Annotated in this window: 29 protein-coding genes; 11 read left to right on the top strand and 18 right to left on the bottom strand. The window is 53.3% G+C overall.

Annotated features, from left to right (window positions below):
- Positions 1 to 353 (top strand): hypothetical protein (locus AC5DDB_RS01735; protein ID WP_491737939.1); only part of this gene is annotated, 353 nt, incomplete at its 5' end.
- A 771-nt stretch (positions 354 to 1,124) separates the two neighbouring features.
- On the opposite strand, the gene AC5DDB_RS01740 is transcribed toward AC5DDB_RS01735, so the two are convergent.
- From AC5DDB_RS01740 to AC5DDB_RS01760, 5 genes are all read right to left on the bottom strand, one after another.
- Positions 1,125 to 1,901, bottom strand: coding sequence for a hypothetical protein (locus AC5DDB_RS01740; RefSeq protein ID WP_491737940.1), 777 nt, complete (start codon positions 1,899 to 1,901; stop codon positions 1,125 to 1,127).
- Between the two features lie 24 nt (positions 1,902 to 1,925).
- Complete coding sequence (locus tag AC5DDB_RS01745) at positions 1,926 to 3,074, bottom strand: glycosyltransferase (RefSeq protein WP_491737941.1); 1,149 nt, start codon at positions 3,072 to 3,074, stop codon at positions 1,926 to 1,928.
- A 503-nt stretch (positions 3,075 to 3,577) separates the two neighbouring features.
- Positions 3,578 to 7,048, bottom strand: coding sequence for a DEAD/DEAH box helicase (locus tag AC5DDB_RS01750; protein WP_491737942.1), 3,471 nt, complete (start codon positions 7,046 to 7,048; stop codon positions 3,578 to 3,580).
- Positions 7,049 to 7,052: 4 nt separating this feature from the next.
- Positions 7,053 to 7,814 (bottom strand): Hachiman antiphage defense system protein HamA, encoded by a 762-nt coding sequence (locus AC5DDB_RS01755; protein WP_491737943.1) that lies wholly within the window; start codon positions 7,812 to 7,814, stop codon positions 7,053 to 7,055.
- Between the two features lie 759 nt (positions 7,815 to 8,573).
- On the bottom strand, positions 8,574 to 8,876 hold the full coding sequence (locus AC5DDB_RS01760; protein ID WP_491737944.1) for a hypothetical protein: 303 nt from the start codon (positions 8,874 to 8,876) through the stop codon (positions 8,574 to 8,576).
- A 423-nt stretch (positions 8,877 to 9,299) separates the two neighbouring features.
- On the opposite strand from AC5DDB_RS01760, the gene parA reads away from it, so the two are divergent.
- Genes parA through AC5DDB_RS01775 form a run of 3 tightly spaced genes read left to right on the top strand, consistent with a single transcriptional unit; the run spans position 9,300 to position 11,110 of the window.
- On the top strand, positions 9,300 to 9,989 hold the full coding sequence (gene parA, locus AC5DDB_RS01765; RefSeq protein ID WP_491737945.1) for a ParA family partition ATPase: 690 nt from the start codon (positions 9,300 to 9,302) through the stop codon (positions 9,987 to 9,989).
- Positions 9,931 to 10,155 carry a hypothetical protein gene (locus AC5DDB_RS01770; RefSeq protein ID WP_491737946.1) on the top strand — a complete coding sequence of 75 codons (225 nt, stop codon included), beginning with the start codon at positions 9,931 to 9,933 and terminating at the stop codon, positions 10,153 to 10,155. Before parA ends, AC5DDB_RS01770 begins: the two co-directional genes overlap by 59 nt.
- On the top strand, positions 10,145 to 11,110 hold the full coding sequence (locus AC5DDB_RS01775) for a replication protein RepA (protein ID WP_491737947.1): 966 nt from the start codon (positions 10,145 to 10,147) through the stop codon (positions 11,108 to 11,110). The genes AC5DDB_RS01770 and AC5DDB_RS01775 overlap by 11 nt, the downstream gene beginning before the upstream one ends.
- A gap of 9 nt (positions 11,111 to 11,119) precedes the next feature.
- On the opposite strand, the gene AC5DDB_RS01780 is transcribed toward AC5DDB_RS01775, so the two are convergent.
- The 4 genes from AC5DDB_RS01780 to AC5DDB_RS01795 form a co-directional block, all read right to left on the bottom strand.
- The gene (locus AC5DDB_RS01780) at positions 11,120 to 12,598 is read right to left on the bottom strand and encodes a relaxase/mobilization nuclease domain-containing protein (RefSeq protein ID WP_491737948.1); all 1,479 of its coding nucleotides are present in this window, start codon (positions 12,596 to 12,598) and stop codon (positions 11,120 to 11,122) included.
- Positions 12,588 to 12,965, bottom strand: coding sequence for a plasmid mobilization protein (locus tag AC5DDB_RS01785; RefSeq protein WP_491737949.1), 378 nt, complete (start codon positions 12,963 to 12,965; stop codon positions 12,588 to 12,590). Before AC5DDB_RS01785 ends, AC5DDB_RS01780 begins: the two co-directional genes overlap by 11 nt.
- Before the next feature lie 510 nt (positions 12,966 to 13,475).
- Positions 13,476 to 14,360, bottom strand: a complete 885-nt coding sequence (locus tag AC5DDB_RS01790; RefSeq protein WP_491737950.1) for an ArdC family protein — start codon at positions 14,358 to 14,360, stop codon at positions 13,476 to 13,478.
- Between the two features lie 236 nt (positions 14,361 to 14,596).
- Positions 14,597 to 15,196, bottom strand: a complete 600-nt coding sequence (locus tag AC5DDB_RS01795) for a recombinase family protein (RefSeq protein WP_491737951.1) — start codon at positions 15,194 to 15,196, stop codon at positions 14,597 to 14,599.
- Between the two features lie 288 nt (positions 15,197 to 15,484).
- On the opposite strand from AC5DDB_RS01795, the gene AC5DDB_RS01800 reads away from it, so the two are divergent.
- The gene (locus AC5DDB_RS01800) at positions 15,485 to 15,991 is read left to right on the top strand and encodes a hypothetical protein (protein WP_491737952.1); all 507 of its coding nucleotides are present in this window, start codon (positions 15,485 to 15,487) and stop codon (positions 15,989 to 15,991) included.
- Here the strand turns inward: AC5DDB_RS01800 and AC5DDB_RS01805 are convergent.
- Positions 15,988 to 16,269, bottom strand: coding sequence for a helix-turn-helix domain-containing protein (locus tag AC5DDB_RS01805; RefSeq protein WP_491737953.1), 282 nt, complete (start codon positions 16,267 to 16,269; stop codon positions 15,988 to 15,990). The two genes, AC5DDB_RS01800 and AC5DDB_RS01805, sit on opposite strands and share 4 nt — an antisense overlap.
- A 269-nt stretch (positions 16,270 to 16,538) precedes the next feature.
- On the opposite strand from AC5DDB_RS01805, the gene AC5DDB_RS01810 reads away from it, so the two are divergent.
- The gene (locus AC5DDB_RS01810; RefSeq protein ID WP_491737954.1) at positions 16,539 to 16,823 is read left to right on the top strand and encodes a hypothetical protein; all 285 of its coding nucleotides are present in this window, start codon (positions 16,539 to 16,541) and stop codon (positions 16,821 to 16,823) included.
- A gap of 11 nt (positions 16,824 to 16,834) precedes the next feature.
- Positions 16,835 to 17,245: an HNH endonuclease gene (locus tag AC5DDB_RS01815; protein WP_491737955.1), complete on the top strand. Its 411-nt coding sequence runs from the start codon at positions 16,835 to 16,837 to the stop codon at positions 17,243 to 17,245.
- A gap of 41 nt (positions 17,246 to 17,286) precedes the next feature.
- Here the strand turns inward: AC5DDB_RS01815 and AC5DDB_RS01820 are convergent, their stop codons facing one another.
- The 6 genes from AC5DDB_RS01820 to AC5DDB_RS01845 all read right to left on the bottom strand — a co-directional run bounded on the left by AC5DDB_RS01820 (position 17,287) and on the right by AC5DDB_RS01845 (position 20,309).
- Positions 17,287 to 17,649: a hypothetical protein gene (locus tag AC5DDB_RS01820; RefSeq protein WP_491737956.1), complete on the bottom strand. Its 363-nt coding sequence runs from the start codon at positions 17,647 to 17,649 to the stop codon at positions 17,287 to 17,289.
- 134 nt (positions 17,650 to 17,783) lie between these two features.
- On the bottom strand, positions 17,784 to 18,179 hold the full coding sequence (locus AC5DDB_RS01825) for a DUF6876 family protein (RefSeq protein WP_491737957.1): 396 nt from the start codon (positions 18,177 to 18,179) through the stop codon (positions 17,784 to 17,786).
- A complete protein-coding gene (locus tag AC5DDB_RS01830; RefSeq protein ID WP_491737958.1) occupies positions 18,176 to 18,445 on the bottom strand; it encodes a hypothetical protein in 270 nt (89 codons plus the stop codon). Before AC5DDB_RS01830 ends, AC5DDB_RS01825 begins: the two co-directional genes overlap by 4 nt.
- Before the next feature lie 125 nt (positions 18,446 to 18,570).
- A complete protein-coding gene (locus tag AC5DDB_RS01835) occupies positions 18,571 to 19,299 on the bottom strand; it encodes a hypothetical protein (RefSeq protein ID WP_491737959.1) in 729 nt (242 codons plus the stop codon).
- A gap of 100 nt (positions 19,300 to 19,399) precedes the next feature.
- On the bottom strand, positions 19,400 to 19,585 hold the full coding sequence (locus tag AC5DDB_RS01840) for a hypothetical protein (protein ID WP_491737960.1): 186 nt from the start codon (positions 19,583 to 19,585) through the stop codon (positions 19,400 to 19,402).
- 364 nt (positions 19,586 to 19,949) lie between these two features.
- Positions 19,950 to 20,309, bottom strand: a complete 360-nt coding sequence (locus tag AC5DDB_RS01845) for a GIY-YIG nuclease family protein (RefSeq protein WP_491737961.1) — start codon at positions 20,307 to 20,309, stop codon at positions 19,950 to 19,952.
- Between the two features lie 251 nt (positions 20,310 to 20,560).
- On the opposite strand from AC5DDB_RS01845, the gene AC5DDB_RS01850 reads away from it, so the two are divergent.
- The gene (locus AC5DDB_RS01850) at positions 20,561 to 21,127 is read left to right on the top strand and encodes a hypothetical protein (RefSeq protein WP_491737962.1); all 567 of its coding nucleotides are present in this window, start codon (positions 20,561 to 20,563) and stop codon (positions 21,125 to 21,127) included.
- Between the two features lie 9 nt (positions 21,128 to 21,136).
- Here AC5DDB_RS01850 and AC5DDB_RS01855 read toward each other — a convergent pair whose 3' ends face one another.
- Together AC5DDB_RS01855 and AC5DDB_RS01860 are read right to left on the bottom strand one after the other, a co-directional pair.
- Positions 21,137 to 24,010, bottom strand: coding sequence for a serine/threonine protein kinase (locus AC5DDB_RS01855; protein WP_491737963.1), 2,874 nt, complete (start codon positions 24,008 to 24,010; stop codon positions 21,137 to 21,139).
- Positions 24,010 to 24,591: a sigma-70 RNA polymerase sigma factor region 4 domain-containing protein gene (locus tag AC5DDB_RS01860; RefSeq protein ID WP_491737964.1), complete on the bottom strand. Its 582-nt coding sequence runs from the start codon at positions 24,589 to 24,591 to the stop codon at positions 24,010 to 24,012. Before AC5DDB_RS01860 ends, AC5DDB_RS01855 begins: the two co-directional genes overlap by 1 nt.
- Positions 24,592 to 24,795: 204 nt before the next feature.
- On the opposite strand from AC5DDB_RS01860, the gene AC5DDB_RS01865 reads away from it, so the two are divergent.
- From AC5DDB_RS01865 to AC5DDB_RS01875, 3 genes are all read left to right on the top strand, one after another.
- Positions 24,796 to 24,975 carry a hypothetical protein gene (locus tag AC5DDB_RS01865; protein ID WP_491737965.1) on the top strand — a complete coding sequence of 60 codons (180 nt, stop codon included), beginning with the start codon at positions 24,796 to 24,798 and terminating at the stop codon, positions 24,973 to 24,975.
- A gap of 303 nt (positions 24,976 to 25,278) precedes the next feature.
- Positions 25,279 to 25,479, top strand: a complete 201-nt coding sequence (locus AC5DDB_RS01870; RefSeq protein WP_491737966.1) for a hypothetical protein — start codon at positions 25,279 to 25,281, stop codon at positions 25,477 to 25,479.
- Between the two features lie 290 nt (positions 25,480 to 25,769).
- A complete protein-coding gene (locus AC5DDB_RS01875) occupies positions 25,770 to 25,991 on the top strand; it encodes a hypothetical protein (protein ID WP_491737967.1) in 222 nt (73 codons plus the stop codon).
- The last annotated feature ends 1 nt before the right edge of the window (position 25,992 follow it).

The following is a 25,992-nucleotide window of genomic DNA, read 5'->3' on the forward strand; positions in this document are numbered from 1 at the left end:
AACCTCCTGACGAACCTCCTGACGAACCTCCTGACGAACCTCCTGACGAACCTCCTGACGAACCTCCTGAAGAACCTCCTGAAGAACCTCCTGACGAACCTCCTGACGAACCTCCTGACGAACCTCCCGAAGAACCTCCTGAAGAACCTCCTGAAGAACCTCCCGAAGAACCTCCCGAAGAACCTCCCGAAGAACCTCCCGAAGAACCTCCCGAAGAACCTCCATCGCCAAAGGCTGAGAAACTCGTCGGCCCGAACTGGATCTTGGGGGCCGTTGGAATTTCGGTCTCAGCCTCGATCCCGTTGCCTCCGCCATTCGCTGTGACGTTCGAAGGGGAGCCACCAGTGCTGTGAGTTGATTCTTCAGTCAGCGATCGGTTCGACGTGCGATCAACGGGCCGGTAACTAGTCGTGTTAACAGGTGAGCTTGCTGGGCTCGAATCAACCGCCTCGTGAAGTGACGACGACAGCAGTTCGTCCAAAGTGTCTGGAGCGAGCAAGCTCAGTGAGAGTGCCTCTTCAGCTTGATCAGTTCTGCCCTGTGATAACTCCGAAGCGGCAAAGTATGCGTTGTCAGAACTCGGCGTTGCAGACGGCGGCAATTGAGGTTGATCAAAACGACCATCGGTTTGCAACTGCTCACGACCCGAATCCAATGCATCGCCCAAGTCATTGTCGCCATTAGCAAACAAGTCCACCTCATGGCCGAGCGTGTTGACAACCACCGCCTCATCAATGTCGTCCCCCAGTGCCATCGCGCCGAGGAGCGTGCCGCTCATAATTGAAGTAGCGAGTCCTGTCGGAGACGCTCTTTGCTCGAGTGTTTCAATGACTTTCGGGACCTCGAGAACTCGTGCGCGTTTTCGAGGAGTCTGCTGACGGCGAAAGCGAGGAAACGTGAGTTTCAGATCGTCAAGCCAATCCGTGAGAAGCATTGGAATCGCCTTAGATTCTAAGGTGAGGTGTTATTGTGATGCCGACAGGAACCGCGGTTTTGTCAATAAGACAAAGACTTTACTGACCAATAGTCCATGCCACAACTTATTTTTTGAAAATTTAACTCCTGGACGAAGCACTTGTCGGCGTAACCGTCAATTGACACGAGACTTAAAGTCATGCGGCGGCTCATGGTTTTTCGTAAATACAAGGCGTCGGAAACCGTTCGGCGAGATAACGGCGCATACCGTTGCCGTAGCCGTCATCATCAAAATTGAGGAAAGTCCTGCCTGAACACAACTCGGCAATGACTTCATAGCTCGCTGGTTTCCCGTGGAATCCAGCACGACGTCCTTCGCTTGCAAGGTGAATCAAACGACGCGGGTTTTCTTTCAGAGCATGGTTCAAGATTGCGGTCGGTCCAATCAACCCATAGAAACGGTCTTCGGACACGTAGTCTTGCAGATCTTTGAATGCGTCGAGAACCCAACGTTTCGTAAAATAGGTTGCAACGTGTGTCTCAAAATTCCAACCGTAATACCCCAATCGCCTGAGCACGTCGTAGGTTCGCCATAACGCGTCCTTGAACAACCCTTGTCCACGATTGGCGACCTTTTCCATATCCTCCACATAGCGGGCTTGCTTCGCATCGATTTCCGAGAGATAGTCGATCAGCAAAAAGTCGTCGCAGAACCAAAGAAATTCGGAATCAAGTTCCGGAATCAACGACGCCAGAAAGAGCATCAGGAAGGTGTTTCGAACCGGCACATTATAACGACCAACCCATGCAACTTCCTCGTGAGAAACGTGTTGGATTAACAGCCGATCATCCGAGACAAACGACGGACAATCCCCCAGAATCCAAACTTTGCGTATATAGGGTAAGTACTGATTGACACTGCGTAGCGAGTAGCGAATTTCTTCATCACCAAACTGACTGTGCTTGAAGACATAGAGTGCATCCATCCATCGAAAACTTTCTAGTTTACGTCATTTGTGTCGGATGACGTAGTGAAAGAAGTCAGCGTATTGCTGAGCAATTTTGTCTTCGCGGTAATCTTCTGCGGCACGAAGACATCGCTCAGCACATTCCGAGTATAGAGAATTGTCCTCCCAAAGCCGAACAATGGTTTCGATCCATGGCGTGACAAAAGATGCATCAGTCGCTTGACTTGATTTCGTAACGGTCCCTCCTGGAATTGGAAACAAAAAACCAATTCCCCGCAGCCGCTCCGGCAACGCACCTGAAGTGCTCGCTAACATCGGGATACCGTTGATCATCGCCCCAATTGGGATTCGTCCAAATAATTCTTCTCTCACTGAGGGAACGAGCACTATCTTGCTCTCGCGATAGTATTCACGAGGATCGGCAATGTTGTCCATCACACGCAATTTGAGCTCTGTGAGGTCGAGCTCACACCGATCCAGCAAGCTCGTCGTATCACGCCCGCTTGCGACCAACAATGGGATACCAGGCTTCCGACGAGCCAATTCCGCTGCGATGTGGCCAAATGCGCAAATGTCTTCACTACCTTGCGGATTTACACACGTGATGAATTGCGGCTCTCGCTCCGTTTCACAAAACACGCTTGACGACCTGACAGCAGGGGCAATCGTTGCACATTCGAGCCCGGTTTTACGTCGGAAGTAGCTGGCAGCAGAACGCGACGGTGCGAGAAATACGTCTGTCGCCTCGAGAATGTCCTGACTGGGAATTGCAGAGTGGTATAGCAAGAAAACCACGGGGATACCACGCCTTCGAGCCGCCTGAGCAACTTGCTCCCCCCAAGGTTCGCCGTAAGTCACTAAGACATCGGGTTGCCATTGATCTAGTAGCCGATCGTAGAGATCGACGAAGAGCTTTCGACTTTGGTCATTCAGCTTGCTTTCCGCTTCTGGAACAAAAATGCTCCCAGATCCAAAATCCTCCTTAATATGCCAGACTTCGAATGATATTCTCTCGTTGTGGTGTGATTTCTTCTCGTAGGTTAAGCCTAGATCCGCTATTACTTGGGAGGGAGATTCGTGTGGCGAAACCAATAGTGGACCACAGAACGCCCTCACAGACAGTTTCTTCTCCGCAAGCATTTCCAACATGACCCGAGCGGAGACCGCCGCCTCGCTCGAGCGATCAGCCATACAACAATATGAGGCAAACAAGACTTTTATTTTTGGGGACGACATGGGGTTATCGCGGACGCGAGGTCAAGAGACCATTTAGAAGCAGCCAAATAATAGGACCAGGCCAACTCTCGTTACACAGTACGATGACGGAGAAAATGAATACTCGCCGAGGTCCCAACGTATTCTGAAGCACATCATTGGTCAACTTACAAACACGTATTCGCAGTGTGACCCCGCGTGATTCTCTCGCAAAAATCGCCTCTAAGAGACTTATTGCCGCATATTGACCCCCTCGGTCTCCGGAGACCGAGGAGTGACAAATACAAGCTTCATCAGTAACTTTGTTTGGAATCCTGCGGTGGTTGATGGTTACAGTTCTGGTTGCAGAGACTGCTGTCTGTAAATGACAGAATTTAAAGCAGTGATGAATCTCTCGTTCTCAGGAAGTCGCTACCGTTTAGGTGCCGACATCACGTTGCCTCGAGGACTCTCAGTCTGCCAGTTGCATGACTGTTCCACTACGTCGAACGAAGTGCCTTCAACCAGGCTGGAAGTTCAGGATCAATGAAATCGCCGACGTTGATTTGATTTCTACTTTTGACCACCCCGTTCAGCGGGTGTCTTGAGGACACTTGTGAATCTGTACGTCCTACCCACTGAAAGTCAGGCAGGTATAGCTCCGCAGTTCCTTCATCGTTGGGAAGCAATCGTAGTTTTGTACCTACTGCCAGATGAATCCCTTTGCCAAGACGAAACGCAAACGTTTGATCGAGCCGTTTCCATGTATCAAACGAGTACTCGTTTCTTTGCACGAAATTCTGCCACACTTCACGCTCCGTATCGGAGAGTTCGAGTGGTTCATTTCCATCGCATTGCAGGAGCCAAAGGACTGCATCCTCTCGCGTTGTGAATGTCAGACCAAGCTCACTTGCAAGACGCACGGCCAGCAGTCGTGATTCCATTCCGATCTCAAGCAAGCGTGCGGCAGCCACACTTGGTACGCCGTAAGTTATACAGATGGCAACAAAAGTCCGATCGTCATCATCTTCAATGACCGGATCACCATTGGCTTTTCGCGTAACCGCCGCAAGTACCGTTCGAGCCGCTTCGATCGCCCAAACGAGTTGGAACACGAATGCCTGTTGAACGAATGCGATTCCAACTGTATTTGTGACACGATGGAGCGTTGCACCACGAATCCAAGCATCGAGAATTGCCTTCCAATCGCTTTCTTCCCAGTTGCTGGGGAGACTCGGTTGGAACGGGTAGATGGCAAAGAGAATATCGGCAAGTGAACAACAATCGTTAGATAGTTGGTCCCCGTCTCCCGACTTGATTGCCGCAGTCGCCGAATCCAATAGTTGCCCAAGTTCAGTTGCTTGACTCACCATTTGGAGACCAGATTCAGTTCCGATGGTTGCCGAGAAAAAACCTCTCCGCTGCGAGGCAGTCGTCCTAGACCAGTTGTGAATCGCTCGACCACGAAGCATGGCGATTTGATTCTCGCGTGTCTGCAAATCTTGAATCGCGAGCCGTCTGAGCCAAAGCGAACTTTTCAGGGCTTCGTCGAGATTCGCGGCGACTTCGCTGACGTCACAATCCAAATCTTCAATCAACGCGTAAATCCCGGCGTCAAATTCAGCGAGCATGACAGCGATTAGTTCCGAATCGTCATCGTCCCCGGCCGCAGTCGCATCGATCGCTGGCTGCTGATTCAGCACATATTCCGCCATCTCTTTGGAATCAATTCCCAGTTTCTGTTGCAAAACCCAGAGGCAGTGATGGACAAGCAGGAACAGGCCGCTTTCAAGTTCCCTTCCTTGTGCATCCTTGATGAGTCGATGAAACTCGCGGAGTCTTCGACTGCGTGTTTGGGGACTGCTTTCATGAACCGGCAGGACATAGATTCCATCCAAATCAACGTAAGCACGCCCCACGCGGCCAACGACATTCGCGAACTCTTTGGGTTTGAGGAGTCTGCCACTCCTCCATAGCGACGAGAATATCAAAACTCCAAACGACAGATCGACTCCCTGGGCGAGCGTTGGTGACGAAATCGCGACGGTCAATAACCTGCGTCGCAGCAGGCTTTCGATCTCAGCGAGAAACGGACGCGGCAGTTGCCCGTGATGTACGGCAACACCGAGCCGCAACGCCTTGATCGCAACGTGGTCTGGTCCGAGCCACTCTTCACCGATCCGAATTGCTTTATCGATCTGGCTTTTGGATGGCTCAGCCAAGAACGATTGAACATATCCTTGCCTCACCATCTTCAAGAACATCGCAGCGGATGTTTCAACCGATGTCCGCAACGGACAATACAGTAAAACCGAGTGACCGTCCTGATGAAATCTCTGGACCGTCGCCACAATTAACTCATTGCGATTTTGAGGAAAGGCATTGCTTCGACCGCTCCGTTTGGGCTTTTCCTCAACAAACTGAGGAACAAACACCTTTTCACCACCGACTTGGTATTCAAGCCAACCGCCACTGTTCTTCCATTCGATTGTTGCTGGCCGTTGACGCGTGGGCCGCCACTTTGACTGGATTGCCTCACCTTCTCTATCAGCACGAATCCAGTTGGTAAAGGCTTCAAACGGCTCACCTTCTGTGAAGATCGCGGACAGACAGACAATTCGCCGCGTGTCCGCATCGGACCGACGCAGCAACCGCTGGACAAGAATTTCGTAACGGATTTCCCGCTCACTCAACCCGATCATGTGGCCTTCATCAAGAACAATCAGCCCCACGTCGTCGATAACATCACTGGCTTGTCGAATCGCAAAATCCAACTTCTCTGGCGTCGCCACAACGATGTTCGCAGATCGCATCGTATCAACGTCACTTGCTCCAATTCCGCTGGCTCCGTAAACACACGAAACGGAGAACCCCAAGGGTCTGAAACTGCGAGCAAGCGTGCCTTCGACTTGTGCAGATAATGCCCGCAGGGGTGTGATGTAGATGACGCGGCGACCACTCGACAGGCATTTCAGAATACACAATTCAGCGATTCTGGTTTTACCGCTACTGGTCGGCAGAGCCACAACGAGGCTATCCGATTCATCGACAACTCGGCTTGCAGCGGCAATCTGCGACGGCCACAAATCAATCTCGGCAACGCTCCGGTGACAGAGCAGGTCGATAAAATTCCGACGCAAGTCGGGCCATCGGTCGTCGCTGTCTGGCAACACCGGCAGCATATTGTGAAGACTTCTGTCCCAAAGATCGTCAATCAAATGACGAGTGAGGACGCAAACCCACCAGAGTGGTACATGCTTCAATTCATCACACGCTTCAACGCAGCGATCCAACAGTTCGATAGCCACCGCGACAATGTCAGAATCACCAGTCCGAATCGCGTAGTCGAAGTTGGCGACGGCCTGATGAAACACTCGACAGATCGCAACGTAAGCAGCGTCGGCATCATCAAAGTCCGAATCGACGGACTCAAGTAAATCAACAATACCATCATCAGTATGCCGATGGTCGTTCAACCAGTTCAGGCAGAGCGTTTCCAGTTCATTGAGCCGTCGTTGCATCAATGCGACCAGCAGCAACTCAACATCGACAAGATTGAGCTCGCCGATGTTCTCGGCCAGCAGCGAATAAGACCGAGCCCCATAGTGTGCAAGATGAAATGCAGCCGCAGCGACGGTCAAATGAAAACCACGGTCATTCCGACGTTGACCACGCCGCACAACAGCCTCAATGCACTCTGCTGCCGTTCTAAAACCATCGTCCAGAACTGGATCAACCGAAAGCGATTCTTCATTCGCGAGTATCCGTAATCTGAGTGAGCAACCGAGAACAAGATAGCCGTGATTCAGCAGGTCATTTGAAAGCCGTCGTGAGAATTGCGGGCTATCGTCCGGTAGACGTCCGTCATTCCAGATCATTCCGCGAGACAACCCCTTCGCGATCAACTGCTCCCGCACGCCCGGTGCACATAGTTCCCGAATCTTTTGGACTAGCTCCCCGGAAGATTCCATCTCCTCAACCCCGTGCCAAACATTGGTCGAAGACGGCTTTCACAAAGTCCGCGTGCTTCTTGACGCGGCAACCACACAATCGCAGTTCGATACCATTGTAAACGACGCCGCTGTTATCCTCCAAGAACTTCTTCGGCGAGTTTCCTGAGAGCGTGAACACCAGATGGCACACGTCTTTGACGTAAATCGGATTCTTCTGAAGGAACGCTATCGGCTCCGCTTCTGCATCGCGGTCATACATCCGTAGGTGGCACTCAAGAAAAGCGAGTGTTTCAGGATTCGGTCGTCCGCGATGTTGTGACAGCCCTGCACGAGCTTCTTCGAGGGTTGAGGTGGCCAATTTCACGCGACTCTTGGCTTCGACTTTCAGAACCCTGACTCGCTTCTTTGCCACACGAAAGCCGAGTACGTCATCGCCCCGCATCGCCAGTTCACGTGTATCTCGGTGGCGGAGCCGTCGCACTGGAACAGAGAACTCGGTTTCCTGAACGACATACTCCGTTGCAAGGATCTCCCCAAGCATCCCTGATCTGCCAATCTTTGTTGTCGGCACGCGATTCTTCAAAAGGTGTGTTGCTTTGGGAAAACCGCCCAGCTTTTCAATCGCCTTCAATCCCACGACGTGGTCCGCCGCAACTTCAACAAGCGAATCGAATACGACGGCCCTCCCGTCACTGCGTTCCGTTAGGACGCTGACACTGTCTACGGAACATTTCTCACTCTTAAACCAAGGTGTGAAAAAGCTGTTGTTGTCGCGCGAACTCAATACTGTCTCCATCGTTGCGGTTGAACGCGAAGGTACTCATCCAAGTTGCAAACATAGTCAGCACCAAGTGAAGCCATGAGACAGACCTACGAGCAAGAAAATAGTCCTCGCCAGTGTTCTGAGATTGCCGATGTGCCCATATATCCCAAGCCCAGTAGTAGCTGCGACATAGATTATCACGACGATGATAATTGCAAAAGTCATAGTTGGTTCTCCTCATTTTGCGTTCGTTCGGGCGATACGTCGGTCGCTTCGCTCCAAGGGATGAGCACCCACCGATAGCCGAGTACCGTGAGGAGTGATTGGGAATCGAAGCAAAGTGTCAGCCACGCGACGCTTGTCGGGAGACCAAGAACGAAGTCTGACGAATTGAAAGCTAGTCCCACTTCTGGACAGATGTAGCACATCGCCAGTGCAACATATGCGAGTAAGAGTTTGCGGTTGCGGCTTATCAGTTTTGGGCTCATGTCTCCTTCAGTCGGTGCTTATGAATACTCAACCTTCGTCAAATCCTACGCGGTCGAAATTCGCTGGGTGGCATCGAGAGCATTGGGCGCATTCCCGACGGGGATCGACGATGATTTTCGCCTTAAACACAGCCTAAAATGGCACAAGATGTCAAGGAGCTTGAGCCTTCGCGAGGGAAACTCATTCGAGACGTAACCTGCACGTGACACACCTGTTACAAGAACGGCAGGCTCCGAATTCTCGGAGAAACCAAGTCGAGGGTTTGGTGATCGACAAACGTCGTGGAGCCGATTAAGGAAACGGTTCACTTCGATCTGCGAAAGATTCCGGGCGTTCCCCGGCGGGCCGGGGATCCCAAACGAAGTAATCGATGCCGCCGGAACCGTCGAAGTTCCCGGAGGCAATCTCAGCAAATTGGCCGTTGATGGCAGCTGGATCGATTGGATCGTCCTCGACCGTGACGGTGAGAATGATCCGCGTTTCCAACACTTCGGCCGAAGAAGCCAATGAACTACGCGATCGGCGTCTGGACGACTGCGTAAATGCACGGTTCCGCCAGGACGCGAGATAGTCTTGCAAAACGGAAGAAGTCATGAGCCCGGTTTTCATCTGGTGAGTGCAGAAAATGCCCGCAGTGTTGTTGTGAAGCCAAACGACTGCCGCAGGCCGATGTGAATAATGGAAACGAAAATCTTAAGTCGAGAGAGTAGGGTGACAAATGACAATATCGGGGAATTGCTCTCATATCAACAAGTTGGTGGAGGAAATGCCCCAAACTTGCAAAGCCCACGGATTGAAATGCACGTTTCCATGTACGGCTGGCATACAATTACGGATCCTTACCTCGCAAACCCGGTGCAAATACCAGGACATTGAGCGAACCAATCCGGTCGCATTTGCCTTTTCATGTGGACAACTCGGCACTCGTGATGGCTCGGGGTTTCTTAAGATCGGTTTGTGAGATATTCATGAAGAGATGATGCAATACGCATCGGTTGCAAAACTCACGAGGCACGGATGTCGAAAACGATCGCAGTTCTGAATCAAAAGGGAGGCGCCGGAAAGACCACGATTGCGACGAATCTGGCTCATGGGCTTTTGCTCGATGGTTTTCGTGTGCTACTGGTTGATGCGGATCCGCAAGGAAGTTTGCGAGATTGGAATGAGGTCAATGGCGGGGAAGTCGTTTCCGTTGTCGGTTTGGATCGCGAGAGCTTGGCCAAAGACTTGACCGCTGTTTCGACTGGATACGACTACGTGGTCATTGATGGAGCTCCTCAGATCGCGAAGCTCTCGGCAGCTGCGGTCAAAGCGGCTGATCTGGTGTTGATTCCGGTTCAACCCTCGCCCTACGACATCTGGGCGTGTGCCGATCTGGTCGACATCATCGAAGCACGGCAGGAAGTCACTGGCGGGGCTCCGCAAGCCGCGTTCGTGATCAGCCGGATGATCAAGAACACGCGACTGTCGCAGGAAGTGGCCGAAGCACTTGGCGGGTACAACATCCCGGTCCTCAAAGCCGGTACGTCGCAACGAGTGATCTACCCGAGTTCCGCATCGGTAGGTCAAACCGTTTTCTCGGTGGAGCCGTATGGACCGGCGGCCAAGGAAATTCGAGCCATCAAACACGAAATTATGGAGGTAATGCATGGCACTACACGTCAAAGAAAGCCGTCGCTCGTCGGAGCAAAAAGAAGCGGCTATTGAAGAAGCCACTAAGGACGAGGTCACGCGACTGAACGTCCTGATCCCGGAAACGCTGCACCGGGATTTGAAGCTGCAAGCGATTGCCGAAGGCAAAAGCGTGACGATCACCTCGATCATCATTCGGGCGGCCAGTGAGTATCTGAGCAAATACGGCGATGACGATTGATACCGATGCAGCAATGAACATTGGTAGCGGCCAAATAGGGCGGGAAGTCCGCCGAATAGTCAAGGCCGCCGAAATCATCCACCTTGAGCCCGATCCAGAGCCACATGACAAAGCATTCCTTGCTCGCAACCTGGTCCAGGTCACGCTGCCGCACAGCAATCCCGGCGATGACACGCCGATCTGGGGTCGGACCAATGGAAATCTGACGCTAACAATCAAACCCGATTGGATGCTCGATCCGGACACCGGAAAGCCGCGTTGTATCGGTCTGCCCTATGGCACAATTCCTCGGTTACTCTTGTTCTGGATCACCACAGAAACCCTCCGGCAACGCACCCGTCGTTTGGTCTTGGGCGATTCGTTATCGTCGTTCATGCGGCAACTCGATCTCGTTCCGACCGGCGGTCGTTGGGGCACGATTCCGCGACTCAAGAATCAGATGGAGCGGCTGTTTCGAGCCAAGATTAGTTTCGACATCCGTAAGCATGACGGCTCCGCCCAGGGCCATGAGTGGCTGGACATGCCGGTTGCTCCCAAAGGCGAACTGTGGTGGAACCATCGGCAACCGGAGCAAGGTACGCTCTTTGGCAGTTGGATCGAACTCGGCGAGTCGTTCTATGACGCGATCATCGCGGCCCCGGTGCCGGTCGATCTGCGTGCTTTGTTGGCTCTCAAACGCAGTCCCCTGGCCCTCGACCTCTACGCATGGTCGACCTATCGCACGCACCGCTGCAACCAAAGCGGCCGAGCCCAATTTATCCCCTGGCGAGGATTGATGAAACAGTTCGGCGGCGACTATGCGGATGTCAAGAACTTCAAACGCAAGGCCAAAGAAGCCCTGCGGAAAGTCCAAGTCGTCTATCCTGGTCTCGATCTGGAAGACAAGCCGGGCGGCTTTCTGCTCCGGCCCGGTCGAACCGCCGTGGCGACATCGAAATCCAAACGGATCGGCTGAGCCCACTACTCAATAATCCCGGTCATCAAACTCTCGCTTGGCCCGTGAGTTGAAGCGGTCGAGCATCCGCTGATCGAAATCATCGGTTGACTGTTCAATCTGCTGACGATCGTCATCGACTTTCTCTCGTGGCTGGCGTGGCTGACGTTCTTGGCGTGGTCGACGGCCCCGTGTTTTCCATTTTGCTGATTGTTCGATCGTCCGCTCTTGCTTGGCAAATCGTTCCCGTTCGCGGAACGACTGCAGGTGGAGGTCGCGTTCCATCGTCAATCGCTGTTGTTCTTTGGCAAGTCTTGCCGCCGCTCGCTCCTGTCGCTGCTTCATGGCGGTGGCTTTCTTCACGTATCGGCGACGGTTCTCTCGGATCTTCTCCGTTTGTTCGTTGCGGAGTTGAAACTCGATCTCCTGTTCCTTTCGGCGTTGCTCGGCCCGTAATCGCTCTCGCTCTTGGCTTTGCCTGCGTTGCAGCCGATCACGACGGGCCGTTTCGGACGTCAGAATTTGGAAAGCATCGGACAACGTGAAGTCGTTGGAATCCTTCTTTCGGCCGATGAGTTTTTTCCAATCGATCAGCGACAAGGCATTGGCGACCGAGCCTTTGATGTTCCGTTCGTTCTCATCGAACTCCGCCCGTTCGATTTTCTGTCGATTGAGGAGTTCTCGTCGCGTGGATCGATACTCCTTGCGAAGTTTCGACGTCGCTTTGCGGATTCTGTCGGCGGTGTCGTCAACAATCCGTCGCGTCCGTTCTTCATGGCACCATTGAAGCCGTTCTTGGTTGTGACGATGCCGCAGTTTCTGGGAGGCTTTGGCTCGTTCCATCCGGGCCAGTTCCTGGCGATGTTGGCTCGCATATTCCTGAACGATCGCGCATTGTTCGGCAGCTTTGTCGAGTTCGTAAAGCGGTCGAGATTTCTTCTTAACTGGAACCGGCGTTTCGCCCGCGTCGCGGTCTTCCCAATTCAGTTGGCGTTGTTCGACGATCGGTTCGCCGTGAATGGCGATCTCCCGGTCCAGTGCGAAGCGGCTCAGCTTCTCCTTTTCTTTCCAATTCTTCTTCAACCGGCCATCGTCACCGATCAAGTTGACGATGATGTGACAGTGCGGATGGGCGGTGTCGCGATGGGCAATAATAATCGCCTGATGCTCACTTGCTCCGATCGCTCGCAACGCACCGGCAGCGGCGCCCAGCATGCTGGCTTTGTTGAGGTTTTCGGCGGCGGCTTCGTCGTCTCGCCAACTGAGCAGCAAATGACCGACCGGTTTGCCGTCTTTGCGACCGCCACGACCGACACCGGCTTTCTCTTTGAGTTCATCCTGCAAATAGTGCCGCGCCGCCATGATCCGCCACGCGACGGCCGGATTCCGTGTGCCGAGGTTGCGGGTTTCGACGAAGTCGACCCGTTCGTTGGTCTTTGCATCGACGTCATGCAGACAGTATTCGGCCAGACCTTTAAATGAGCGGCCGCGGGTGAGTTCAACAAACATCGCCGGACACCACTTTCTCAAGCACCGCTTCGAGCAGGTCGCGGAGTTGTTCCCAATCGTGCTTTCGCTCGGAACCGGCGTGCATGTCGCGTACGGCTTGGTTGAGGTTGTTGCCGATCGCGTTGAGTTCGAGCAGCAACCGGGGATCGCACGACTTGGTCGCCATCGCGTTCGGTCGATGACCGGCAATCAGTTGCCGGACATATTCGGCCGGTCGCATGCCCGCAGTGGCAGCATCGTCGCTGAGTTTCTGCTTCTCAGCGATCGTCAAGAACGTGCGGACTTCTGCGGTCCGCAGTTCGTCTGGCGACTTGCGGGGACGGCCCAAACGCTGTGGTCGGTCGGTTTGGTGAGAGAGGTTAGACATCACACGTGATCCTCCAAAGTTGGGTCCGTCACGCAGCACTGCTCCGACTTAAGTCGGAGACGATCACAGAGCGGCTCGCCGCTCCACGATGGGGGTGTCGGGGGAGAGCGTCATCGCCCCTGACCGGGTCCAGGGTGGCACCCTGGCCAGATGCCGATGAGCCGTCGCCAGACGGTGAAATCGGGTTTTTCCTCCCAGGAAAAAACATCTGGCTCCCCTCCACCTGGGCAAATAATCACACAACCATCGAGCGTGTCAACGAAATTCCGCATGGGTGCAAATGTGGGTCAGGACATCGCATGCCACCGTGTGTCAGCCGAACTCAATCCAGGTCAGCGGTCTGGGTCATTTTGCCAAATCGGTCGCTTCGACACTTCGGTCGCGACGGTCCGATAAAAATTCTCGACCGCACGATGGACGGCTTTGAGACGTTGGGACACGCGAACAAAAAAATCGGCAGCCGGAAGTCGACTGCCGAGGTCTTAGAACGAGCGGTTGAGTGAGACGCAACTACGATGATTGAGTCCGGTCGTCTTCAGACCAGCTTTGCCCAAGAATGTAGTCACTGGCTTTCTGAGCGGCGGCCCCGGCGACGATCACCAAGCGGTTGTCTTTGCGAAGCCGCTTCATCCAGGTGTCGATGTAAGCCGCCGAACTGTCGAGGGTTTCGCGTTCGATGCCGCAATGACCGCACAGATAGGTGGCCCCGATTTCGGCGATCAATTCTTCTCGGGCGTATTCAGCACTTCCGAAGCGAGTCGGTTGGGTAATTCCTTTGCGGTTCAAGCGGCTTTGGTGACCACTGGCGTGGACTAGCTCATGATAGAGAGTTGAATAAAATTCGGCGGGCTGTGCGAACCGGCTGGGTTCCGGGATCAGTACTGTGTCGACTTTGGGTTGATAGACGGCTTGATGACCTTGGTACTCGATCGTCGGCGGCTTTGGCATGGCCGCGACGACTGCGTCGCATTGTTCGATCGGTTCGAAATCGAACTGTTCGACTTCCACCGGTTCGGGTCGCTTGTCAACGGACAGATCACACTGCGTAATATTGAATACCGTGTAGTAACGGCAAACCGGCACACGTTCACTCTTGCCGGTTTCGGTGTTTTCGACTTCATGCCTCTTCCAGAACGCAACTGGCATTCCTTTCTTGCCCTTGCGGACGGCTCCGCCGAGTTTGCGGGCTTGTCGGAAGGTCAACCAGTTGGGATCGTCATACCCGGCACACTGCAGTAGGAACGGGTTGATGCCGCGATAGGCTTTGCCGCTGACGAGATTCTTTGGGCGTGCGGCTTCACCGCTCCAGGGACGCCGCGAGGGGACCACCCCCTCGGCCAGCAGGTCGAGAATGCGGTTGGTGATCAGATCGTAGATGTTGGGACGGGTGGTCATGGTGAGGTTCCTCCGATTTCTAGGGGTGGGAATTGGTCCGGTCACCAGGGACTGCCGGACAATTCGCACCCCGTTCGGAGGAACGGGTCACCGGTTGCGAGCGACGCGGAGGATCAGGCCGCGTCTTCACGGACGTGATCGGCCCCGCAGCACAGCCGCGTTCGGGGACCCTTCCATGACGACGGTTCCATGGAAGTCGCTTTCCCATGCCAGGCGACTTTTCGTCCGCGTCAGGGTCAGAAAGATGCCGTCTTGAAATATTCGTAGACGACCGACCGACTCACGCCGAGGGCCTGAGCGATCTCACTGGCCTTGAGTCCTTGTCGACGGAGTTCAACCGCGCGTCTGGGATCGGCTTTGGTCGTGCCGACTTGGCGACCATGATTCCGGTAGGCACCACGGGCTTTGGCCGCCGCGATCCCTACGGCTTGTCGCGCGCGGGTGTGTTCGAGTTCCATTTCGGCGACACCGAATAAGACTGCGGCCACGATGCGACCGATAGCTCCGTTCAAATCCAACTGTTGCGTAACGCTGACGATCCGCACGCCGCGTTGGCACCAATCCGCGAGGGTGTTCATCCCGTCACGTTGATTTCGCGAGAGCCGATCGAGCTTCCAGATGACGACGGTCTTCACCTCGCCATGAAAGATCGCGGCTTCCAATTCGGTAAATCCGGGCCGGTCGAGGGTTTGTCCGGTTTCGAAATCTTCAAACCACCGGACTCGGCTTTCTTCGATGCCTTGTCCTTTCAGCCATCGTTTGATTTCTTGCTTCTGGCTTTCCAGGTTTTGTCGATAACTCGACACTCTCACATAGCAAGCAATTCCCTTCGGCAATTCTTTTCTTCCTCTTCTCGGTTCTTCGTCCAGAAAAGAGTACACCCTAAACCGGATGCCGGTCCAGCTTTTTCAGCGACCGGATTTCTGTCGATTAAGAAGGGCTTTTTTGCGAGGACTTCTATCCGGACAGATTCGTATCGCTTCCGATGACGATCGGTATCAATGAGCCAATGAAGCAGTGACGACCGGCTCATTGCTTCATTGTCCGACGGAAAATGAACTTTGCACCGGACATCAAGCTTGCGCAAACACGAACCGTCCGATAGTGTGTTCGGAATGCGGGCTGTGACCTCAGAAAGTTTTGGATTGCTGATCGCCTATCTGATTCCCGGCTTTATCGGTTTGTGGGGACTGAGCTACGTCTCGCCTGACATCGCGAGTTGGATCGGCACGTCGGAGGCTGAGCGGCAGACGATCGGAGGTTTTCTCTCCGGTACCGTTGCCGCCGTTGGGGCCGGTTTGACGGCGAGCACGCTGCGTTGGTTGATCATCGATCCGCTACACCACCACACTGGCATCCGATTGCCCGAGTGGAATTTCCAAGATCTCTACGCCCGCACGGAAGCTTTCAGCGTGTTGATTGAGATCCACTACCGCTATTACCAGTTCTATGCCAATTCCATCGTCGCAATGCTCTTTGCTGCCGCGATGCGGTGGGCGATCCAAGGAGTCGGCATCCTGGAAGTGATACTCGCCGTCGGAATGGTGGGGCTGTTCTATGCAGCGTCCCGCGATACCTTGCGAAAGTACTACGACCGCGTCGGTTGGGTACTTGAAACCCCACCCCACTAAAGGCCGCGTTCTTTAAGACGTTGTTCGAAGGCCTCCACAAATTCCGGGAGCGTCGAACCAAGTGTGAGACAGATCGTCCGGAGCTGTACAAGGTCTAACCGCCGGTCGCCCCGTTCGACTTTGCTGACATACGACTGGCTTTGTTTCAGCCGCGCAGCGAGCTCGACTTGCGTCACTCCGCTTTCGATGCGGAGCGTTCGCAAAACCTCGAGCAACAATTCGTATTCTGGAGAATAGATCGATTTTTCCACGGCTCGCCTTGCCAAGAGTTCTGGCAAAGCGTAAAGTCCGTTATGGAATAGTCCAAAGTGGACTATTTGAAGTTGGTTTTCTTTTCGGAGACAATGCGATGACCAACGGTGGCGGCAAATCTCACGATGACAAGAAGCAGACTAAAGACGACAAGAAAGACGCGAAAGTCGAGAAGTGACCGGTAAACGCTGAAGAGGGCGGCGAAAGCCGCCCTCTTTCGGCATCACGAACGTGCAGAAGTCGACCGTTCACAAATGTTTTGACGCACGCGCCGGAAGCGTGTTAAACTCTGCTTATGGTGAATCCAACGATTGAATTTTCCGAAGCGGCTATCTTCAGCCGCATGTTAGGTGCCGAGCGGAGCGACGATCTCTCCCCTGACCTCGCGCGACACATTCTTTCCTTGAAGATGTCGTCGCAGGATGATCGACGGTTAGACGAGTTACTGCCGAAAGCGCAAGCGGGCACGCTGACACCGGCTGAACACGAGGAATTGGAGAATCTCAACCACGTCGCGGATGTCCTCTCGCTGTGGCATTCCAAAGCCCGGCGAGCACTCGCACAGCATCAGCCGGCGTAGGTGACAAGCGGATGGATGCGGCGATTGCGGCAGAAGTTCGAGAGCGGGCCGGTCAGGTCTGCGAATACTGTCGAATGCCTCAAGCAGCCCATGTTCGCACGTTCCCGGTTGACCACATCATCGCTCAACAACATCAGGGACCGACGACGCTCGATAATTTGGCCCTGTCGTGCACTCGCTGCAATAGCCACAAAGGCCCCAACATTGCCGGGATCGATCCCCAATCGGGTGAGATGATGCGTCTATTTCATCCGCGGACGGACCGTTGGACCGAACATTTCTCGATCAGCGGTCCCTACATTGTCGGAGCAACGGCGATCGGTCGCACGACCGTCGAATTATTCACAATGAACGATCCCGATTACGTGCTGCTCCGCGAATCGCTGATTGAAGAAGGGCTGTTTCCGCCAGCCACTTCGTAACATTCTCTTTTGCGGATGTTTTCCGGTCACGGAATCGCGAATCAATCGAGATCGAAGTCCAAACCTTCGAAATCGTCCATCATGCTTTGGGCACCGTCCACGTCGTCACCCAGTAGTTCGGCGATGATGCGAGCTTGCTCGTCGCGAGTGGTCGATGGTCGTTGCGTGTTCTCCAGCCGGAGATCCTCCAAACAATCTTCGCAAGCTTGGCTATAAAAAACTCCATCCGAGTCACAAAGATTGGCTTGATAGATGTAGCGTGGCTCAAGCTGGTAGTCGGGGTTTGGATTGGGGCCACACCCACAACAACGGCATTGACCTCCCGGCTTAACCTCGTTCCCGTCTTGGTAGACGACGACACGTGCTTGAAACAGTTCTTGAAGTTCCGCTTGTTGAGGAAGCATGGGGTGGTTCGATTGTTCGAAATCTTCACTCGCAGACATAGAACCAAGCATGCCCGAGTTCGAAAGCGTGCGCAAGTGGTCGTGACTTGGGTATGCAAGCGACGGCGGTAGCCGCCGTCGCTTGAACGGTTCGGTTAATGCTCCGATGGGAGATAGAGCACCCAATAGCGACCATCAAAGCCGACCCAGATTTTCACGCTCGGCAATGGAAAGTCGGTCCAGGGAATTTGTTGGCGAATGACTTCCCGCTCACCGGAGTCGGCTTGGCAAACGAGCGTCGCCGATTGATCCGAGTGGACGTCCAGTTTCCAGAACTGCAGCGACCCAAGCCGTTCGTCAGCTTGCATCTCGGTGGTTAACTTCGGCGATCCCAGCCAAGCGGCGATGGCATCGATCAGCCAGTAGGCACCGCCGTTCTCGGCGAGGTAGCGAACGCCGGGTGTGTAAAGCACCCGGCGATTGAGAGAATGGACGAAGCGATCCAGATCGCCAGTGAATTGGCGAAGATCATCCAGACTAAGGCGGCTCATGCGGCCTCCGCGGCGTTGTCAGCGTCCTGGGCTCGCAGTTGACCAATCCGGTCGTAAGCTTTAGGAGCGAGGTGGGCGAGGACCAACAGATCGCTGTCGCGGAAGCTGCGGGTTTCGGCATAACCTTTCTCGGTTTTGTAGGTGCGGGAGAATTCGACGCTGTAGAAAGCCCGTCCGGAGGTATTTGTGTTTTTCCAGATTGTGGCTTTGAGACCTCCGCGTTCACGGAGTGTGTCGGCGGGGCGATTATCGATTGCTGTGGCCATGGTAGAGTTCCTTTCGTTGTTGGGTTGACCTGCTCACCCGAGCCCGGCAGGTCAAACAACAACGAAGACAGGGAACGGAGCTGGCCACTTCGAACAGCCAGCCCCGCTCTCACGGCATCGCGGGTTCAATGCAACGGATAGACGACATCGATATGGGCTTGGGCGCACGCCGTGCACGTTCCGCACCGAGCTTTCAGGTTGTCCGAGAACGTGGCCGGACAGACGATGGTCTTGCGTCCCGTCGCCTGCGACCGCCGTTTGGCCGCGAGCCGAGCCACCGCCTTCCGTCGCTGTTTCCGCTTGGCACCGTTCGTGATCTCGTCACCGGCCAGGAACGCCACCGCGCCTGTCACCTTCGTTTCCGCACTTCGATCTTGCAGTGATTCTCGCACCACGACATTCAAGCCGCGTAATTCACGCCGATAGAATTTTGCTTTGGCTGCGGTTTCGACCGGGAAGTGAACCAGGATGCCGGTTTGCACGCAGTAGGTCAGCAAGGCTCTCAATGCCTTGATAAAACCTCGGTCGGCTTGGGACGGGATCGGCAGGCTGCCCGAGGATGAGAACCGTAGCCAGTTGATCTCTTCGCCAATCGCTCGCCGCATTTGCAGTTCATAGAGGGCCGCGTTACAGATTTGAGCCGGATGCAGCTCGCCATGTCGCTCTAGCTTCTGCCGAGCGTTCTTGCGAAAGGTTTCGAGTTTGACCGCATAGCAGCGTGGCAGTGGGTTTTCGGCCGTCGATTCGGGATGCAATCGGCAAGTCGGATCGCAGTTAGCCGTGCCACTCGGAGCAAAATTCAACGCCACCGAGGTGGACGTGCCTTTGCCGAAACGAGATAATACGCCTTCCATCTCTTGGTACTCCTAAGCAAGGACTGGGAATGGAAAAGGCCGGGTCGGTGTTCGCGCACCGCCCGGCCGTCTTTGTGAGTTGAGGAATTCGAGGGTCGATTTACTTGGCTGTGGTCCCCTCGTTCTTGTTGGTCGATGACGTGTTATTCACCGCCGGTTGCTCGGGCTGGGTTAACGCCTCTCGATACTGTTCGAGGCAGGCAATTTGGGCCGCGATCTTGACGCGACGACGCAGTCGTTCTTGTTCCGATCGCACTCGTTGGCCGTTCGAATTCGATTCCGGCATGAGAGAACACTCCTGTGTGTTTGAGAATTGGTTGAGTCCGAAGCCCTCTGCTTCTGGGTTTGGTTCCCTGATAGCCGGAGCGGGGAAGGGGGAGCCTCACACCGCCGGCGCCGATTTCTGACGCACGAGGCGGCAGAAATCGGACGCGGAGCGACCGACGTCAGGAGGGAGCGGAGCGTCCCGCAGGGCGCCAGGTGGGAGCCGCAGCCGGACGCGGCCCTTCCCCCGGAGGCGCACACTCAAAGGACCCAGCAGCAGACGCCTCCTTCAGGTTCGGAAGAGGAAGTTTGAAGGAGAAACCGCCGCGGGTTTCCCTTCAAGTGGAGCCTCCAGCCACATGCCGTGACAAAGAAGAAGACCACATTCAAGCGAGGGGATGTCGAAGTCCGTGAATCCGGCAGAGCTTCCGCAGCCGCGTTCTCTCCGCCCGAATCCAGTTCGACTTATCGAACTTCGATCGCTTCATCTGCCGTTCGACCAAGCGGGCCGACTGCCGATCGAGATAACACCGCACCGCCAAGAGTCGCCAAGGTTGCCCGGATCGCGTCCAGCCGTGATTCTCGACCGCATTGTGTTCTCGAAGTCTCCGCCGGAGATCGGTGGTGGTTCCGAGGTAGACCTGCCCGGTGCGGGCCGAGAGCAGCAAATAGATGGTGGCCCGAGGAAGGCGTCGCGATATGGCCTCCCCAGAGCAATGATCACGATGGCCGGTTCTGAATTCCATCAAGGCAGCATGCCACGTTTTCTTGCGGCCTGCCACTACGGATCGCCGGTCCAAGCACTCGTGAAACATCAGGGTTTGAGTGAACTTGATCTTAGGATTCAGGCGATCAGATGAACCCCTAGCCTTCGGGCCATTCGGTATGCAGCACAAGTCTACGGATACTCGTTTTCATACCAAGCCGTTTGTTAGCAGAGTGACCCGAAAGTTTGCGCATGCACACTTTCTGTGTCATTATTCTAACAGGAGGTTACATGCTCAAACGGATTTGGGGTCAGGTCGTAAATAGGTTTGCCATTCCGAAATCGGCAAACAAAGGAGACGGAGGAATTGCAGACCGTGATCGCAACCCCGTTTCAATCGCAGATCGAGCTCGCCAAACTCTCATCGAAGAAATCTATGAGAGATTAAATCATATGACGCTAGTTACTTGGCAGTTTCTAAATGAGGAGTATGACCCGTTGAGCCCTCTCGGGGCAAGCATAGAGCACTATGAGGATGAACTCATTTCTAGCCAGAAGCGTCTCATGGATAGGCTCTCTCACATTTGGGTGGAAGATCCTGCTGAAGCTGGAAATCTACTAGCCATGGCAGGAAAGTCACTGCGGCGTGCTGGTGCACTTGCAGAAGCCTTACATGCAATGCGCTCTGACGACAAAATAACATCTGTACTCTCGCTAGAAACCCGGCGAGAGTACCTCCATCGTCATTTGCTGCAAGCCGACTTGGCAGAGTTGATGCGAGATACACTTCCCGATGCCTTGAACCCGGAGGATTATATAAAGAACAAGGGAATGCCTCCAATCGAAGGACCAAAATAGATTATGGTACTACTTCTCCAACTTGGCAGTATCACTGCCATCGTCAGGCAAAACCCAAACTTTTGCTGCTCCATCTTCGCACACAGCAGCAATCGTTCTCCCATTAGGCGCAATTCGCCAATAAGAACAGTCAGCACGTTCGGGGAATTCCAATTTATACACGTTTCGACTGGGAAAGTGAAAAAACTGTACGTGTGGACGGATTCCTCTAAACTGAAGGTAACTTGCTTCTTGCTGAGTCACGTAATATGAGCCACCCATTGGGGCATATAGCTGCTCTGCTTTTTTCTGCAAATCCGAAAGTTTACGCCACCTGCTATCTGATGACAAATTCCCCTCGTCATCAAAACTATCTCGGTTAAGATAGATAGTGTGGACGTCAGTTCCGCCGAAATCGCGTCCTCGTAGAATAGGAAAAGCAAGGAAGAATTTATCTTTTGAAAGACTTCGAAACGTCGTATTGTGTTCGAGGTCAACCAATAAATAGCCACCCCTGATTGTGCCAGGGTCGACTAAAGCACGCTTTCCGTCCCAAGAGATATTGGGGCATCTGACCTGGTACCCTTGCTCAGAATAGGCAGTATAAATAGGTTTCAACGAGGGGATATCCAGTACCACGACCTTCAATTCATCTTTGGAGTACAGTAAAACTCGATTTCCCTGATCGGCGACTTTGCCCTCTGTGAGTTTCATTCCAAGTTCGTAAGAAGCCTTGACTGGATCATCACCCAATGTCGCTTCGCGAAGAAAGACAGTCTGGGAGTTTTCCTCGAATGAGAGGTATTCTCTGTCGCCGCAAGAACCCAAGAACAATCCGCTATCGTTCGGGCCGGAGAGTGCTTCCCCAGTCATTCCATCGAAAAGTTCATTGGGAAAACGATCCAGTGGCCTCTCTGTAAAACTACCGTCTGTGCGGTTCGCGTAGTAAATGAGATCGCTCTGCGGTGTGAATTGCGCAGATGTCTTGAGGGGCACGGAGTTTCGGATGGGTTCGCCTGAGGCTGCGTCAAGCAGATCATAGTGCCACTCCGGGCGTCCATATTCGTTGTGTTCCGTGATATGGCAGAGGATACGTTGACTATTAGGAGAAACCAGCAGTTTGCCAACTTTATCATCGGGATTTGGGATTTCGAAAACGCGATCTCCTGTAGAGATATTAATGCAAAAAATCTCGTTCCGTTTCGTATATACAAGGAGGTTTTTTCCGTTTGGAAAGATCTCAACGCCCGTTACGGGTGCAGCAAACGAATACGAGTGGTTCGGAAGTAGCGTGCGTACGTTTTCCCCTTCGATTGTCTTATCAACCGTCTCTGCTTCGTTTTGATCGGGTTTGAGCCGGGATGGTCCAGTGGCTGATCGCGAGAAAAATTCTAGGAACGCCTGATCCCGTCTGTCAGGATCAAATATGATCGATGGATAATTTGAATCAGATTTCCATGACTCCAACGGAACTTGTGGGTTCTTTTCAAGGGCTTCAACATTCGATTTTTTTATTGGCTCAGCGAGAGAAGCCCGGACGTCCGAGTTCTCCGATTCGATAGATTCTGAAATTTCCCGTTCAATTGGTTCCTCTTTCGGGATAGGAACATCTGTCGCCAGTTTACTTGAGTTTCCTTTGCTAGATGTTTTGGGCGACACCTCCTTTTTACTAGACTTAAAGCTCAAGTTGCCGAAATAAATGTATTGTAGCGAAAAAAGAGATACCAGAATTAGCGCCAACGCACTTCGAAAAACCTGCTTCCGTGGATGGTTTTGATGCCTGCATCGGACGAACTGCAGATGCATCTCAGACGCAGTTCGAAAACGCTCGTCCGGATTCCTCTCTGTGGCTTTGAGAACAGCAGCTCGAAGAGCTTTCGGGAATGTGTGTGATTGTCTAACCGACTTGCGAAAGTTTTCGTAATCCTTGGCATACACTCCACCGGTCACACACCATCCGAGTACCGCGCCAAGCTGGAATATGTCAGTTTGCTCGCTGACTATCTGGTCTCCGGTACTTTGTTCTGGAGCCATGAAGTGGTCAGTCTTGCCTAACGTGTAGCCTTCTGGACGCAGGGAATTGCTATTGGTCGTTCTTGTGGCATAACCGAAATCCAGTAAGATCGCAGTTGGTTTTTGCGTTTCTATGCCCGTTGTAATTCGTATGTTCCCCGTCGATATGTCACAATGCAGGCAGTGCTTGGAATGAACACATGCAATCGCCGAGGAAATCTGAACGGCGATTTCAAGAACTTCGTTTACACCGAGGTTTGAAATCGCAGCGAGCGGTTTTCCGGGCAATAGTGGAAATACGACATACTGGATCTGAAAATTCTGGCGAGTTTCGCGTCCGTGAAATTCAATGATGTTTGGATGTTCGCAAGCCTTCAGTTTTTCCAGTATCCAGCCCTCGTTATGGAGTAGAGAAGCTTGCTGGGCAGGTCGCACTGCGTATTTTATAGCCACATCTTCGGACGCTGGATCGTCTGTTCTGGCGCGCACGACATTTGCTTGCCCACCGCAGCCAATATGTTCGAGTACCCGGTATCGCCCAATGACATTTAGTAGCCGCATTTCGTTAGGTAGTTTCTCATAAGCCTTTTCTATTTGTGTCTGTAGCGTAGGGTAGGAATCCTTGAGTTCATTTAGGGTCAACAAAAGACCATTTGGTTTCCCAAAGGGTATCGGCTTTTTGAGCTCGACTTGCAGCAGTTCAACAAGCAGCGCCTCTTTTTCGGCGGTAGTCGCGAGTGGATTCTTAGTGCAATACTCGTCAAAAACTTCATCCAAATTTCGCCATTTATATGATTCGAAGCCGCGATTGTAGGCAAGCGCGGCTTCTTCAATGGCGCGTTGTGCCGCCACTGGCAAAGATGAAAGCGGTGAGCAATACTTTCCGGACATTAGGTCATTCTGTTCTGCAGCTCTTTGTAGACTTGTCGGTAATCGTACCTTGCTTGATAGTACGATATTCCCAATACTCGCGCCGACTCCTCGATGTTTACTCCATCAAGCCGCAGCTCAAGGACTGCTCGCTGTCGGTCATTGAAGTAAGTTTCACTGATGTGACGAATCCATTCCATACATTTTTCGACCGCCTCATGGGAAAGTGCCCCTTCGAATCCCTTCGGAGGAGTCTCAAAATTGTCATCCGGTGATGCTTCTCGAACGCATTCAATCAGGTCAAAGAGAAGTTTTTCGTTCTCCGAGGAAATCTGTGACATCCGGAGCGTCCGCCCGTCTCCAGTCTGATAATGCTTCTTGTACTCGTTGATTTTGCGTTCAAGATGTCCCTTCAGGAAATTGTAGACCTTGTTCTGGTCATTCAGGGGTGGAAAATCTTCTTTGTTGAGTGCGCTATTTATCGCGCTTTGTACGACGTCCTCCGCGGATCCTCTGCCACATCGCTCGATCCAGCGAGAACGGAGAACGATCTCTAGCAGATCGTTGAAATATTCAGCCCATTTTTTTTCGAGTGAGTCCATCTTTTGATCTCCCGATCACTGAGAAACGAATTGACGAGCTTGTTACAAAAAAACTCCGTCTCTCAGTAAGGAGGAAAGGAAACCGGTTGGGGCAATATTATTTTCGAATTATCGAAAATAATTAGCAATGGCGTTCGTGTATTGGCAACCACATTGCATTGACGTGAACATTTTACACCATGCTCTTGAGCAAACAAGTTACGCATGCGATTGCGTTATTGTCGAGAAGGTCCAAGAAGTCTTGTGTTGATCGCCAATGCGGAAGATCAACACGACGATCGTGGTTTGGTGGAAATTGACGAAGCAAGCATTGACGACTCACGCGCATTGGCCGAATTGACCGTTCTTTTGCCGCTTGGTTATTCCGAGCTCCTTTGGCCCTAGCGGGGTAGTTGTTTCTCTTCACTCTCGAATTGTCCGAAAACGAGTCGATCCAGCCAATCTTCTTGCCCCTTTTGGCTCGGTCCCATCCAAGAGTGATATCGGGAGTGCGACTACGAGTGCCGTTTCGAAGTCGTCATGTTCAGCTTCAGCATTGTGACTGCACGACTTCGTCATGCACGCTCTCGGCCATCATTTCCATTGGGTCTCACGCAACGCCGTGAGGTCAAGCACTTGGTTGGTGCATCAAGGACTGGTGCATCCTTACGCAACACCGGGACGTTCAATGTTGGTCAGGAGAGAACGATGAAAGATCCAGTCAATGGAAGGTTGGCTAACGAGCCAACGGCACGTGAGTTCCAGGGAACTCTTGATCAGGAGTCAGATATACCGCCGGATCAAATCTTTGAAAAGAACTCACACCATGATGATCTGTGGGTTCCAAAGCTCGGTTGGGGGGTGCAAGAGTACTTCAATACCCAGTTGCCGCCATTGCGTCGTCTCTGAGTTTTTGGTTCTCGTCCATCGTCAGGAACGTGCGGACTTCTTCTGTTCGCAGTTAATCCGGTGATTTGCGGGGACGGCGGACCTCCAAAGAATACCTGAGCCGTGCCTTCAAAATGATACGCATGCGGAACCGCCAAGACGACCCGTGCGTTCGTCTTCTGCTGTCTTGAGATCTCTGACAAATGGTGTCGGGACAACGCTTGTCAATGCAGCCATACCCCTGAGTGGATCGCATTGCAGGACTCAACTGTGAGCCCGCGCGGGACACGCCACAAAACTAGGAGCCAATCATGAGTTTCACTACTAAAAATGGGCTACGCACCATGCAGCCGCCCGATGAACGGGCGACGCCGATGCTGCCGTCGCTATCACCACTGTGTGGGGACGTTGTCTTGCCCCCGATGCCATTGGAGTGGACGCCCCCCAAGCCGGGGCTGCCACCACCCAAACCCAATCGTCCGCTGACGATCGTGTCTCAGGCTCAGCAGCCGATTGAGTCGTTCGCCCGATAGC

The sequence above is a fragment of the Thalassoroseus sp. genome (assembly GCF_984380535.1).

Excerpts from the sequence above, each read along its gene's own strand:
- AC5DDB_RS01865 (WP_491737965.1), top strand. The coding sequence starts at position 24,796 with ATGCGATTGCGTTATTGTCGAGAAGGTCCAAGAAGTCTTGTGTTGATC.
- AC5DDB_RS01860 (WP_491737964.1), bottom strand. The coding sequence starts at position 24,591 with ATGGACTCACTCGAAAAAAAATGGGCTGAATATTTCAACGATCTGCTA.
- AC5DDB_RS01785 (WP_491737949.1), bottom strand. The coding sequence starts at position 12,965 with ATGTCTAACCTCTCTCACCAAACCGACCGACCACAGCGTTTGGGCCGT.
- AC5DDB_RS01780 (WP_491737948.1), bottom strand. The coding sequence starts at position 12,598 with ATGTTTGTTGAACTCACCCGCGGCCGCTCATTTAAAGGTCTGGCCGAA.
- AC5DDB_RS01815 (WP_491737955.1), top strand. The coding sequence starts at position 16,835 with ATGGATGCGGCGATTGCGGCAGAAGTTCGAGAGCGGGCCGGTCAGGTC.
- AC5DDB_RS01750 (WP_491737942.1), bottom strand. The coding sequence starts at position 7,048 with ATGGAATCTTCCGGGGAGCTAGTCCAAAAGATTCGGGAACTATGTGCA.
- AC5DDB_RS01745 (WP_491737941.1), bottom strand. The coding sequence starts at position 3,074 with ATGGCTGATCGCTCGAGCGAGGCGGCGGTCTCCGCTCGGGTCATGTTG.
- AC5DDB_RS01770 (WP_491737946.1), top strand. The coding sequence starts at position 9,931 with ATGGCACTACACGTCAAAGAAAGCCGTCGCTCGTCGGAGCAAAAAGAA.
- AC5DDB_RS01875 (WP_491737967.1), top strand. The coding sequence starts at position 25,770 with ATGAGTTTCACTACTAAAAATGGGCTACGCACCATGCAGCCGCCCGAT.
- AC5DDB_RS01855 (WP_491737963.1), bottom strand. The coding sequence starts at position 24,010 with ATGTCCGGAAAGTATTGCTCACCGCTTTCATCTTTGCCAGTGGCGGCA.
- AC5DDB_RS01825 (WP_491737957.1), bottom strand. The coding sequence starts at position 18,179 with ATGAGCCGCCTTAGTCTGGATGATCTTCGCCAATTCACTGGCGATCTG.
- AC5DDB_RS01760 (WP_491737944.1), bottom strand. The coding sequence starts at position 8,876 with ATGACTTCTTCCGTTTTGCAAGACTATCTCGCGTCCTGGCGGAACCGT.
- AC5DDB_RS01830 (WP_491737958.1), bottom strand. The coding sequence starts at position 18,445 with ATGGCCACAGCAATCGATAATCGCCCCGCCGACACACTCCGTGAACGC.
- AC5DDB_RS01845 (WP_491737961.1), bottom strand. The coding sequence starts at position 20,309 with ATGGAATTCAGAACCGGCCATCGTGATCATTGCTCTGGGGAGGCCATA.
- AC5DDB_RS01810 (WP_491737954.1), top strand. The coding sequence starts at position 16,539 with ATGGTGAATCCAACGATTGAATTTTCCGAAGCGGCTATCTTCAGCCGC.
- AC5DDB_RS01840 (WP_491737960.1), bottom strand. The coding sequence starts at position 19,585 with ATGCCGGAATCGAATTCGAACGGCCAACGAGTGCGATCGGAACAAGAA.
- AC5DDB_RS01775 (WP_491737947.1), top strand. The coding sequence starts at position 10,145 with ATGACGATTGATACCGATGCAGCAATGAACATTGGTAGCGGCCAAATA.
- parA (WP_491737945.1), top strand. The coding sequence starts at position 9,300 with ATGTCGAAAACGATCGCAGTTCTGAATCAAAAGGGAGGCGCCGGAAAG.
- AC5DDB_RS01820 (WP_491737956.1), bottom strand. The coding sequence starts at position 17,649 with ATGCTTCCTCAACAAGCGGAACTTCAAGAACTGTTTCAAGCACGTGTC.
- AC5DDB_RS01850 (WP_491737962.1), top strand. The coding sequence starts at position 20,561 with ATGCTCAAACGGATTTGGGGTCAGGTCGTAAATAGGTTTGCCATTCCG.
- AC5DDB_RS01740 (WP_491737940.1), bottom strand. The coding sequence starts at position 1,901 with ATGGATGCACTCTATGTCTTCAAGCACAGTCAGTTTGGTGATGAAGAA.
- AC5DDB_RS01870 (WP_491737966.1), top strand. The coding sequence starts at position 25,279 with ATGAAAGATCCAGTCAATGGAAGGTTGGCTAACGAGCCAACGGCACGT.
- AC5DDB_RS01790 (WP_491737950.1), bottom strand. The coding sequence starts at position 14,360 with ATGACCACCCGTCCCAACATCTACGATCTGATCACCAACCGCATTCTC.
- AC5DDB_RS01835 (WP_491737959.1), bottom strand. The coding sequence starts at position 19,299 with ATGGAAGGCGTATTATCTCGTTTCGGCAAAGGCACGTCCACCTCGGTG.